The 11,905-nt window shown below is 29.2% G+C and carries 10 protein-coding genes; 8 read left to right on the top strand and 2 right to left on the bottom strand.

The features are described 5' to 3' along the window. Positions 1–42: 42 nt before the first annotated feature. The 7 genes from H0I28_RS04145 to H0I28_RS04115 all read left to right on the top strand — a co-directional run bounded on the left by H0I28_RS04145 (position 43) and on the right by H0I28_RS04115 (position 7,376). The gene (locus H0I28_RS04145; RefSeq protein ID WP_218761577.1) at positions 43–996 is read left to right on the top strand and encodes a D-2-hydroxyacid dehydrogenase; all 954 of its coding nucleotides are present in this window, start codon (positions 43–45) and stop codon (positions 994–996) included. A gap of 162 nt (positions 997–1,158) precedes the next feature. Next, entirely contained in the window at positions 1,159–1,818 is a 660-nt protein-coding gene (locus H0I28_RS04140; protein WP_218760636.1) for a YggS family pyridoxal phosphate-dependent enzyme, read from the top strand. Positions 1,819–1,841: 23 nt separating this feature from the next. Beyond that, on the top strand, positions 1,842–2,921 hold the full coding sequence (locus H0I28_RS04135) for an exonuclease domain-containing protein (RefSeq protein WP_218753012.1): 1,080 nt from the start codon (positions 1,842–1,844) through the stop codon (positions 2,919–2,921). Beyond that, complete coding sequence (locus tag H0I28_RS04130) at positions 2,922–4,868, top strand: DUF3857 domain-containing protein (RefSeq protein ID WP_218760635.1); 1,947 nt, start codon at positions 2,922–2,924, stop codon at positions 4,866–4,868. 141 nt (positions 4,869–5,009) lie between these two features. Further along, entirely contained in the window at positions 5,010–5,540 is a 531-nt protein-coding gene (locus tag H0I28_RS04125; protein ID WP_218733627.1) for an RNA polymerase sigma factor, read from the top strand. Positions 5,541–5,543: 3 nt separating this feature from the next. Continuing rightward, complete coding sequence (locus H0I28_RS04120; RefSeq protein WP_218760634.1) at positions 5,544–6,326, top strand: anti-sigma factor; 783 nt, start codon at positions 5,544–5,546, stop codon at positions 6,324–6,326. A gap of 309 nt (positions 6,327–6,635) precedes the next feature. After that, entirely contained in the window at positions 6,636–7,376 is a 741-nt protein-coding gene (locus tag H0I28_RS04115) for a YoaK family protein (RefSeq protein WP_218760633.1), read from the top strand. 306 nt (positions 7,377–7,682) lie between these two features. Here H0I28_RS04115 and H0I28_RS04110 read toward each other — a convergent pair whose 3' ends face one another. Continuing rightward, entirely contained in the window at positions 7,683–8,042 is a 360-nt protein-coding gene (locus H0I28_RS04110) for a dihydroorotase (protein WP_218760632.1), read from the bottom strand. Positions 8,043–8,378: 336 nt separating this feature from the next. On the opposite strand from H0I28_RS04110, the gene H0I28_RS04105 reads away from it, so the two are divergent. Beyond that, positions 8,379–9,185, top strand: coding sequence for an alpha/beta hydrolase (locus tag H0I28_RS04105; RefSeq protein ID WP_218760631.1), 807 nt, complete (start codon positions 8,379–8,381; stop codon positions 9,183–9,185). Between the two features lie 164 nt (positions 9,186–9,349). Here the strand turns inward: H0I28_RS04105 and H0I28_RS04100 are convergent, their stop codons facing one another. Then, the gene (locus H0I28_RS04100; protein ID WP_218760630.1) at positions 9,350–11,581 is read right to left on the bottom strand and encodes a TonB-dependent receptor; all 2,232 of its coding nucleotides are present in this window, start codon (positions 11,579–11,581) and stop codon (positions 9,350–9,352) included. Positions 11,582–11,905 lie beyond the last annotated feature (324 nt).

Here is an 11,905-nt window from a genome sequence, read left to right as displayed (position 1 = left end):
GATAGCCACATTTCAACATTAAGAATGACCCCAATAGTAAGAATGAAAATATTAGCAAACGATGGAATTTCTAAAAGCGGAATAGATGCTTTAGAAAAAGGAGGATTTGAAGTACTAGACATAAAAGTAGCACAAAATCAGTTAGAAAATTATATCAATGAAAACAATGTTGATGCAATTTTAGTAAGAAGCGCAACACAAGTAAGACAAGAATTAATGGAAGCTTGCCCAAGTCTAAAATTAATTGGACGTGGTGGTGTTGGCTTAGATAATATAGATGTAGAATATGCAGAAGACAACGGTTTACATGTAATTAACACACCAAAAGCTTCATCTGGATCTGTGGCAGAATTAGTTTTTGCACACCTTTTTGGGATGGCTCGTTTTTTACATTCTTCAAATAGAGAAATGCCTTTAGAAGGAGATTCTCGTTTTAAAGAATTGAAAAAAGCCTACTCTGAGGGAATTGAATTAAGAGGAAAAACAATTGGTATTATCGGTTTTGGACGCATTGGTCAAGAAGTGGCAAAAATTGCTATTGGTGTTGGAATGAATGTTTTAGCAACTGATGATGAAGTTACAAGTGCACCAATTACTTTAGAGTTTTTTAACGGACAAAAAACTACCTTTATTATTGAAACTGTAGATAAAGAAGAACTTTTAAAAGAGTCGGATTTTATTACTTTACATACGCCAGATCAAGAAGATTATATTATTACGGCATCAGAATTTGAAAAAATGAAAGACGGTGTAGGTATAATAAATACCTCTAGAGGTGGTATTTTACACGAAGTAGATTTAGTAAAAGCTATAGAAAGCGGTAAAGTACAATTTGCAGGTTTAGATGTTTTTGAAACAGAACCTACTCCAGCAGTACAATTATTAATGAATCCAGAAATTTCTTTAACTCCTCATATTGGCGCTGCAACCAAAGAAGCACAAGATAGAATTGGAGTTGAATTAGCAAATCAGATTATTGCTTTGTTAAAGAATTAGAAAAAATTATCAATACAAGATTCTTGAAAAAATAATTTCATTCGAAGTGACAGTTAGTTTATAACAACAACTGTCATTTCGAAATGAGTTTTTAAAACGATTGAGAAGTTTTATCCATACCTAATATTTAGAATCTTCGTCTGAATAACAAAAAAAGAAAACATGATTAAAGAAAATCTATTAGAAATAAAACAATCACTTCCAGAAAATGTAACTTTAGTTGCTGTTTCTAAAACCAAACCTTTAGAAGACTTGCAAGAAGCATATGCTGCTGGTCAGCGTATTTTTGGTGAGAATAAAATTCAGGAAATGGTGGATAAATATGATGCTTTACCAAAAGACATTCAATGGCATATGATTGGTCATTTACAAAGCAATAAGGTAAAGTACATGGCACATTTTGTAGATTTGATTCATGGAGTTGATAAATTCTCTACTTTAAAGGAAATCAACAAGCAAGCAAAAAAACATGATAAAGTTATCAACTGTTTATTACAAGTAAAAATAGCCAAAGAAGACACCAAATTTGGTTTGTCTTTTGATGAAATAAATGAAATTTTAGCATCAGAAGCATTCGCAGAATTAAAGAACATAAAAATTACCGGTTTTATGGGAATGGCCACATTTACAGACAATAAGAAACAGTTAGAAGAAGAATTTTCATCACTAAACACCTTTTTTAACGAACTTAAAACTCAAACCCCATCACTAAAAACTTTATCAATGGGAATGAGTGGAGATTATATGCTTGCTATAGAAAATGGAAGTAATATGGTAAGAGTTGGTAGTTCTATATTTGGTCAAAGAAATTATAATGCTTAATTTTATCGTAAAAGAAAAAGACTTTGTACGCAATTTTAGATATTGAAACCACAGGAGGAAAATTTAATGAAGAAGGCATCACAGAAATTGCTATATATAAATTTGACGGCCACACAACAGTAGACCAATTCATTAGCTTAGTAAATCCGGAAAAACCCATTCAAGAATTTGTGGTAAAACTTACGGGCATTAATAATAAAATGCTTAAAAATGCACCTAAATTCTATGAAGTTGCCAAACGGATTATAGAAATTACATCAGATTGTATTTTAGTAGCTCACAATACCACTTTCGATTACAGAATTTTAAGTACCGAATTTGATAGATTAGGGTACGACTTTAATAGAAATACCTTGTGTACTGTAGAATTAAGTCAGAAATTAATTTTAGACCAACCTTCTTACAGCTTAGGGAAACTTACCAAATCTTTAGGAATACCAATTACAGACAGACATAGAGCTTCTGGAGATGCTTTGGCAACCGTGCAATTGTTTAAATTACTATTAGAAAAAGACACGAATAAAAGTATTATACAAAGTTCTATAAAGTATTTTGACAGAAGACATCAAAAGCAAAAATTAAGAAGTTTAATAGAGGAAATACCAACTGTACAAGGAGTTTTTTACATTCATGATAAAGAAGGTAGAGTTGTATTTATTGGAAAAGGCAAGAATATTAAATCGGAAGTAAATAACCTATTTCTAAAAGTAACCAAAAGAGCAGTTAAAATTCAGGAAAGAGCACAATCTATTTCTTTTGATAAAACAGGAAATGAACTTTTTACCCGTTTAAAATATGCTATCGAATTAGACGCTTTAACTCCTAAATTTAATTTTAAGAAGAATCCGAAATTTATTACTCAAGATTTTAATAATGAAGATTTTATTATCATTGAAAAAGGGAGAGAAGTAGAAGAAAATGCCGTAATTTTAATAGAAAAGAACGAGGTTTATGGTTGTGGTTACACAAACTTAAGCAATCAAGAAAGTAAGATCGATATTTTAAAAAAGATCTTAACTCCTATTGAAAACAAGATTCAAGCAAAAAATATTATCAAAAATTATATCAACAAAAATAAAGTACAGAAAATTATTAGACTGTAAATGAAATCTTTAACACTATTACTCCTACTCTCATCCACTTTAATTATTGCGCAAAAAAGTAAAACTACTAAAATGGGTAAAACCACTCTAGAAGAATTACAAATGACAATTTACGATAAAGACTCTACGGCGACCGCTGTTGTTTTATACGAACACGCAAATAGATATCCAGATAGAGATAATGATGAAATTCCTAGAACAGATTACTACTATCGAATTAAGATTTTAGATAAGGCTTCTTTTAATTTAGCCGATATTACAATTAACTTATACGAAAAACAGAAAGTTAAAGACATTAGTGCAGTTACTTATAATATTACCGAAAACGGTACTATGAGCAGCACATATCTTGATGATAAGGATATCTTTACTACTAAAGAACGAGATACCTGGACGGTTAAAAACTTTACGCTACCTAATATAAAAGAAGGCTCCGTTATAGAATACACCTACAGTATTTTATCTCCGTATTTAAGCATTAACGATTGGGAGTTTCAATCTGACATACCCAAAATTAAAAGTGAGTTTGATGCATCTATCTTAGGGAATTATCAATATAATATAAAAAAAACAGGCTATTTACAATTAGATAAAGACGAACCTTCGGTGGATAAAAAATGTGTCTATGTTGATGGTATAGGTGAAGGAGGATGTGCAACATATTCTTATGGGATGAATGATATTCCTGCTTTTAAAGAAGAAGATTATATGTTGAGCAAGAAAAATTACATCTCTAAAATTTCTTTTGATATAAAATCGATTACTAGTTATAGAGGTGTTGTAGACAACTTAACGACTACTTGGAAACAAGCCGATAAAAGCTTAAAAGATCGTTTTTTTAATAATCAGACCTCAAAAAAAACTTTTTTTAGAAAAAATATTTCTGAAGCTATTTTAGAAACTGAAAACAGTTTAGATAGGGCGCAAAAAATTTACACTTTTATTCAGAATCATTACACTTGGAATGAAAAGTATTGGACCAATGAAGATGCAAAAGTAAAAGAAGCTTTTCAGCAAAAATCTGGTGATGTTGGTGAAATAAACATTTCGTTATACAACAGTTTAAAAGCGGCGGATATAGATGCCAATTTAGTCGTTTTATCTACAAGAGAAAACGGAATTCCTACAAAAATATTTCCAGTTATTTATGACTATAATTATGTAATTGTTCAAGCTGTTATAGATGGTACATCTTATTTTTTAGACGCAACAGACAAATTTATTCCTTTTGGAGAAGTTCCGTATAGAGTATTAAATGGAGAAGCTAGAATAATCAACTTTAAAGAAGAAAGCTCTTGGGTAACTTTAAAGCCAAAATACAGATCATCCCTAAACATAAACTCTAGTCTTACGTTAGATGAAGAAGGCGTATTTACTGGATCTTTAATGATGATAAGAAACGGTCTTTTAGCAACAGAGCAAAGAAAAAAAATGTCGTTAACTAATGAAGATAGTTATTTAGAAAATTTTGAAGCTAAATATCCAAACCTAGAAGTTGATGAATATGAAAGAGACAATTTAGAAAACTTAGATAAAAAATTACAAGAAAAATTTACGATCCGATTAGAAATGGATGAAGTCTTAGGTAACAAAATAAGAATAAATCCGTTTCTATTTAATAGAATAAAACAAAATCCTTTTAAATTAAAAGAAAGAAATTACCCTGTAGATTTTGGGTATGCTAGACTGAATAATTTTTACTTAAGCTTAACAATTCCAGAAAATTACACCATTGTAAATTTACCTAAAGACAAAGCAATATCACTACCTAATAAAGGTGGTAGATTCATACTTAAAACAGTAAAAAAAGGAAATACAATTACTGTTTTAACAAGAATGCAAATCTCAAAAAAAATCTTTTCTGTAGCAGAATATTATACTTTAAAGGAGTTTTACAAACAAATTATTATTTCTGAGAGTGGTTATATAATTTTAGAAAAGAACTAATTTATTTTATATCTGTCATAAACATTCAAAAATACTTTAAATTAAGAGTAGTAATCGAGACAATCAAATTATTTTTATGATTGCTATCATAAAATGACTGCATATCAATTTTATTTAATAGATTAGCGGCTGATACATTTTATGGATTTAGAGCTATTAATTTTACAATTTCAAAAAAAGGACGTTAAAGCCTATGAAAAACTATACAATATGTATTGTGATAGTATTTCTGGTGTTGTAAATAACATTGTTAAAAATGATGATGTTGCACAAGAAATAACGCAAGATGTCTTTATAAAAGCCTGGAATAAAGCAGATTCTTATTCTGCAAAAAAAGGCCGTTTTTTTACGTGGATACTAAACATAGCAAGAAATGCAGCTATCGATTATACACGTTCTAAAAAATTTAAACAGTCTAAACAAAACCATAACTCAGATTTTTTCGTAGATATATTAGAAACCAGTGATAGTTTAGATACTGCTACTGATACAATTGGCTTAAAAGAATTTGTTACCAAATTAGGAGACAAATGTAAAGCAGTAATTGAATTATTATATTTTAAAGGGTTTACACAAAAAGAAGCCTCTGAAGAATTAGAAATGCCAATTGGCACCATAAAAACAAGAAATAGAAATTGCATAGGCGAATTACGCACCATGCTTGGAGTTTAAATAATGAATATAAAAGAATACATAACATCTGGAATTTTAGAACTGTATGTTGCAGGCTCGCTTTCTGAAAAGGAAAACGAGGAAGTGCATGCTAAAATTAAAGAATATCCAGAAGTATTGGCCGAAGTTGTATCCATAGAAAAAGCAATTGCAAAATTAACAGCCGCTGCTAAAAAAGATACTCCATATTCATTTTCAGAAATAAAAAATCAATTAAAAGTTGAAGAAACAAAAGTAATCTCTATTACAAAACCGAAAACAAATTGGTTACAATATAGTGGTTGGGCTGCTTCTTTATTAATAGGAAGTGTACTTATCTGGACACTTACACAGAACAAGCAACTTAAAGATCAGGTTGCTACAGAAAAACAACAATTAGAAGAACAAATAGACAAAGCTTCTAACAACTTAGCAGAAGCAGAAAAATTAATTGATATCTTTAGAGATAAAGACATTGTTTCTGTGCCTCTAGCGGGTCAAAAAGTATCTCCAACATCTTATGCAAAGGTATATTGGGACAAAAAAACAAAGAGTATTTACTTAGATGCTAAAGGATTACCAGCACCTCCAAAAGGAAAGGTATACCAAGTTTGGTCTTTAAAATTAAGTCCTTTAACGCCTACAAGTTTAGGTACAATAGACACTTTTATGGCAGATACAAATAAAATATTTACCATAGAAAATGCCAACGAATCTGAAGCATTTGGTATTACTTTAGAACCTGCAGGTGGTAGTGCATCTCCTAATTTAGAGCAACTGTATACTTTAGGTGCAGTAGCTTCTTAGGTTTATTATAATCATCATTTTTTTTTACAATTTTATTGATTAAAAATAATTTTGTCATACGGAACTTTACTCCGTATCTAATCTATTGAAAGTCAACAATATTATCAAACTAAAAGAAATACAGCTTGATAAATTTTACTACTTTTAAATAACCTTATTCAATAAATTAAAGGGCATTTAAAAGTATAATCATCTAAAAAAACTAACTTTGCGCACTACTTTATAATTCTGAACTTTATAGATTTTTAATACATCCGAATACGTATTAATATTACAGGTCTTTTATAAGTACAGAATAAACGAAAACAAATGTTTAGACATCAAGGTAAAAGCAGAACTTTAAAACATAATTTAAGAATTGCAACCATACTTTCTTTTGTAGCTGGTATTGTAAATGTGAGTGGTTTTTTAGCTTTCAAACAATTAACTACAAATGTTACAGGTCATTTTGCATTGTTTATATATGACGTAGCTAATTTTGATTTTTGGAAAGGAACGATTTACTTCCTCTATATTTTTTCGTTTTTATTTGGTTCTTTTTTATCTAGCTTTCTAATAGAAAGATACAGTGAGAACAAAAAACTAAATGTATTTGTATTGCCAACAGTTATTGAATGCCTTGTTTTAATTTCTATAGGGCTTGTTAGTAATTTTATAGAATTAGAATACGCAAACCTTATTACCTGTTTGTTACTTTTTGCTATGGGGTTACAAAACTCGTTTGTAACAAAAATTTCTAATGCAGTAGTAAGAACGACACATTTAACGGGTTTATTTACAGACTTAGGAATTGATCTTTCTTTATTATGTTTTCCTAAATTGGCACCACAAAAAAAATTACTGAAATCTAATATCAAACTTCGTGTTTACATTATTCTATTCTTTTTTGCAGGCGGATTAATAGGTGGGTTTTTCTATTCTAAATTAGATTTAAAATTAAACACTTTAATTCTAGCTGCACTGTTTTTATTAGCAAGCTTATTCTTTGATGATTTTAGGTATAAAGTTATAAAAACGAGGCGAAAATATTATCAAAAAAAGAAAGCCTAATATCGTATAAACTAAAGCATCCCTCCTATTAAATGAATTCTTTAGAAGGAATATAATTAACTGCATAGAATTTAGTTTAAAAATAACTGATATGTCTGGTTGAACTCAGTCGATACCTATTTAATAGTCTAATAGTTCTCGACTAAGCTCGAACTGACAATAATAAATTTAATCACTAAAAAAATATAATAAGTAGAATTAAATAAAGAGCATGTATTTACCTACTTCTAGACTTCTTTTTTTAAATCTTAAACAAAAAAAAGGCTTCCTAAATAGAAAGCCCAAACTAAAGAAAAAAGAATACTATTAATTTCTTAATAGCTCTTTTTGTAAAATTGCTTCATTAATATTTACTTTAACGTATTTATGGCTATTAAAAAATTTCTTTTTAGAAGCTAACTCAATTGTTGCTACTAGATTTCCATTTTTTTTCTCTTTGATTGATTTAATTTGAACTTTTTCTCCTTTTACATTTTTGTAATTTGCAAGCCCACCTTTTTTTATAATAAAGTTTGCTCTAGGAAAATCTATATGCTCATAATTATTATTACTCACCTCTCCAACAACAAAAACATCTCCTATTTTGATGTCTGAATTAGAATTTTGAGAATACATAATACTTGATAAAAAAACGAATAAAAAACTGAATAATAGGTTATACTTCATAAGAAAAAAAATTAATATTAGTAATAAATCAAAAATAACGAAAATCTATAAAATTACAATATCAATAAAATAAGAAATCTTTATTATTGAATAATTAAAAATTATCCTATAAAATAAACGATTTTAGCAATATTTAAGTTTTTTTTAAACAATTAAACTTGCATAATTCTCAATTTATTTTTTAAGAAGTAAGTGCTATTGAAATGATGACACTTTTTAATATCATAACACACTGATAAATAGCTGTTACAATATTTGTTATAAAAAAAAAACTATATTAGCTAAAGAATCGTTTTGCACCTAAAAACACCTTCAACCCATAAAAAAATCCTATAAATGAGAAATATAATCTTCTACTTTTTACTTGTAACGATTACAATCGGATGTAAAAAAGGTATTGTTTACAATGATACAGTTCCTAAACATGATAGTTTAACGATTGCTTCTAAATTTGTAAATGAAGACCGAATCATTAATATTTGGACGCCACCAAATTACAACCAAACATTAGATAACTTACCTGTTTTGTATATGCCTGACGGCGGAATTAAAGAAGATTTTCCGCATGTAGCAAATACATTAGCTAAATTAATTAAAGCAAACAAAATACCTCCTTATATTTTAATAGGAATAGAAAACACCAAACGTGGAAGAGATTTATGTGGCCCCACAAATATTGAATATGATTTAAGTTATATACCAAATGCTGGTGGTGCAAACAACTTTAGAAATTTTATTAAAAATGAATTATTTACAGCAATTGATAAAAAATATAGAACAGCTACTAAAAAGGCTATTATTGGTGAATCTTTAGCAGGATTATTTGTGGTAGAAACCTTCCTTTTAGACAACAACATGTTTGATACCTATATAGCAATAGATCCTTCTTTATGGTTTAATGAAAGCTACTTGGTGAATAATTTTGAGAACTTATCTAAAGACAATTATAATAACCAAAAAAAACTATGGTTTGCTGGTTCTGATGCTGTTGATATTTCTAAACACACCAAAACATTAAACAACAAATTAGAACAATCTGATAAGAACTTAATTTGGAAATATTCAGACGAACCAAACGAGCAACACAATACCATTTTTAGAGCTACCAAAGAAAAAGCATTAATCTGGGCGTTAAATAACTAAATAAACAACATAATTAGTATTTATTATAAACAACAAAAAATGTCTATCACATTGCTGTAATAGACATTTCATCAAACTAAAAATTAACTTATTAATTTTCGCTTTCGCGGAAGTACTAGTTTCTCTTATAAATACAAGAAAAAACCTTTATAAATTTCTTTCAATTAAAACGTATACGTTATGGTTGCTTTGGCAAAAAACGGTGTTCCTGGTGTAAAATGAATTTCTTCTACAGCATCTGTTTCATTTTGTAACCTGCTTTCTGTTGCAAACTGAGTTTCATTCCACTCAACATCAAAAATATTTTCTAAAGCAACACCAAAAGTAACATCTTGATTCACTTTATAATTAATATTAAAATCACTTACTACATATCCTTCTGCAGTAATAGTGTTATCCTCATTTGCTGCTCTATCGGCTAAATAACGGTAACGTAATCCACCAGAAAACTTCCCTAAATCAGTAAAAGACAAACCACCTGCCATTGTAAAACTTGGTGCTAACGGAATGTAATCTTCTCCGTCTTCTGCTTCTAAACTTCTTGCATGTGTAACTGTTGCATCTGTATCAAAATAAATATGATCTGTTAATTGGTAACGGATTCCTACATCCAACCCAAAACGCTCAGATTCTCCAGATGGTTCAACAATACCAGCATCACCAACATACACAAATTCTTCTTCAGAAAACAAATACCAAGCTGCCGTGTTTACCACTAAATTTTTAGTAGGTTTCCAGATATTTCCTAGGTCTGCTCCGTATGCTCTTGGCAAAACTTTATCTGCATTTTCTTGTAAAACAACTCTTGCATCGTTAGAATGAAAACCAATTCCTGATTTTAAAAACCATTGTAAATTATCATTCTGCGTGTATAAAAAGTTCAATTTAGGATTTACAATTGCTTTTGTTTTACTCAATGTTTCATAAGTTGTACCTAAAGCATCATTGTATAAAAACTTAAAATAATCTAAACGAACAGAAGGTGCTATTTTAAATTTTCCAATCTCAAATTCTGAGTTAAAAAACGCATATAAATTGCTTTGTTTTACATCTCCTAATTGAATGTTATTTAACAATTCGCTTCTGTTTTTTGTATGCGATAATTCGTTATCAGAAATTAAATCGTAACGCAAACCCATCCCTTTTGTAAACTTCGCCTCTACATTTCCATACTCTTTAGTACTAATGATCTTGGCATTCATTCCGTAGATACTTCTATCCTCAAATTGTTTAATTTGATCTCCGTTTACAGCATCCTCTAAAAAGAAAGTAAAGTTAGAATACAGTTCAAAATCGTATTTAGAATAAAATGTGTTTGCTTCTAAAATAGCACCATTATCTAATGTCTTTTGTAATTGCGCATTTAAATTAGATCTAGAAGTAGAACCACCTTCTGTATCATCAATAGAACCAAAACGATTAATCAAGCCGCTTTCTACAGCTCTAACGGGTACTTGACCAGAAGCATCCCAAGAACTTGTAAAGTGAGAAGCTGTTAGTGTTAACTTATCTCTTCCGTTTAAAAACGTATTGTATTTTGCAAAAAGATTCAATCTATTAAAGTTTTGCGGAGATTCATAAGCACCATCAAACTCTATATATTCTACAGCAACATACGCATCGTTGTTTTTAGAGTTTTCTAATAAATTAAACAGACCAACGGTTCTTAAAGAGTTAAAATCTCCATAACCAACAGATATCATACTTTTATCAATAGCTGTTTTTGTATCAAAATTTACATAACCAGCAGTATTAAAATCTCCTTGATTTGCATAATAAGGTCCTTTTCCAAAATCTATTTTTTGTATGGTTTCTGGTATTACAAAATGTAAATCAGAATATCCTTGTCCGTGTGCATGAGAAACCATGTTTATTGGCATTCCGTCTATAGAAAGCGCAATATCTGTTCCGTGATCTATATCAAAACCTCTTAAAAATATTTGTTCTGCTTTTCCTCCTCCAGCATGCTGACCTATAAATAAACCAGGAACTTTTCTTAAAATTTCTTGAGAATTATTTACAGGATTTACTTGTACATCTATATTTGTTAAGGTTTGTAACGCATTTATTTCTTTACGCAGTACCAATTCTTCTAATTGAAAAATTTTTGTTTCTAGGTTTATGGTAATTCCGTTTTTTAAATCTTGTTCAGTTACTTTTAATGTCTTTGTACCAAAACCTAAAATACTTATCTGTAATATATTATTTACAGTTGTTTTTTCAAGAATAAAACTTCCAGCTTCATTTGTATGTGTATGTAAATTAGAATCTTGGTTGATAATATAAACGTTTTCTAAAGGTTCATTTAGCGGATTTAAAACAATCCCTTTTAACTGCTGACCGTAAGAATGTAAACAGCCTGTTATCACAAAAAATAGTAGTAATTTGTTCTTCATATTTTTAAAATTTTCGCGAATTTATATATTTTTTATGTTAATTTCTGTTAAAGGACCTAACTCTTATATAGCACTTATTAATTCAGTTTTTAATTTTTTGGCTTCTTAAAAAAATCCATTCATTTTCATTTAAGGCAAGTGCATATAAATAGACATTCTAAGGATCTTAAATGCTACTTGCATGTCTATAATAATCAGCCAAATTGGTATAAATCCACTCCCTTAAATAGATGTTGCTTGTAAATTTTGAAATCTCCAAAGAAGTTTCTAAATATATAGGACGAAAAGATTGTCATGCTTTTAACAAAAGATGTTTTATTTTAA

The organism is Polaribacter sp. AHE13PA (genome assembly GCF_019278505.1).
Lineage (GTDB): Bacteria > Bacteroidota > Bacteroidia > Flavobacteriales > Flavobacteriaceae > Polaribacter.
Note: the sequence above shows the minus strand (reverse complement) of the source record. Positions and strands in the feature narration are given on the sequence as shown.

What these genes read in the sequence shown, in the direction of transcription:
- H0I28_RS04110 (WP_218760632.1), bottom strand. Translation starts at nt 8,042, where the DNA reads ATGAAGTATAACCTATTATTCAGTTTTTTATTCGTTTTTTTATCAAGT.
- H0I28_RS04120 (WP_218760634.1), top strand. Translation starts at nt 5,544, where the DNA reads ATGAATATAAAAGAATACATAACATCTGGAATTTTAGAACTGTATGTT.
- H0I28_RS04105 (WP_218760631.1), top strand. Translation starts at nt 8,379, where the DNA reads ATGAGAAATATAATCTTCTACTTTTTACTTGTAACGATTACAATCGGA.
- H0I28_RS04125 (WP_218733627.1), top strand. Translation starts at nt 5,010, where the DNA reads ATGGATTTAGAGCTATTAATTTTACAATTTCAAAAAAAGGACGTTAAA.
- H0I28_RS04100 (WP_218760630.1), bottom strand. Translation starts at nt 11,581, where the DNA reads ATGAAGAACAAATTACTACTATTTTTTGTGATAACAGGCTGTTTACAT.
- H0I28_RS04145 (WP_218761577.1), top strand. Translation starts at nt 43, where the DNA reads ATGAAAATATTAGCAAACGATGGAATTTCTAAAAGCGGAATAGATGCT.
- H0I28_RS04115 (WP_218760633.1), top strand. Translation starts at nt 6,636, where the DNA reads ATGTTTAGACATCAAGGTAAAAGCAGAACTTTAAAACATAATTTAAGA.
- H0I28_RS04140 (WP_218760636.1), top strand. Translation starts at nt 1,159, where the DNA reads ATGATTAAAGAAAATCTATTAGAAATAAAACAATCACTTCCAGAAAAT.
- H0I28_RS04130 (WP_218760635.1), top strand. Translation starts at nt 2,922, where the DNA reads ATGAAATCTTTAACACTATTACTCCTACTCTCATCCACTTTAATTATT.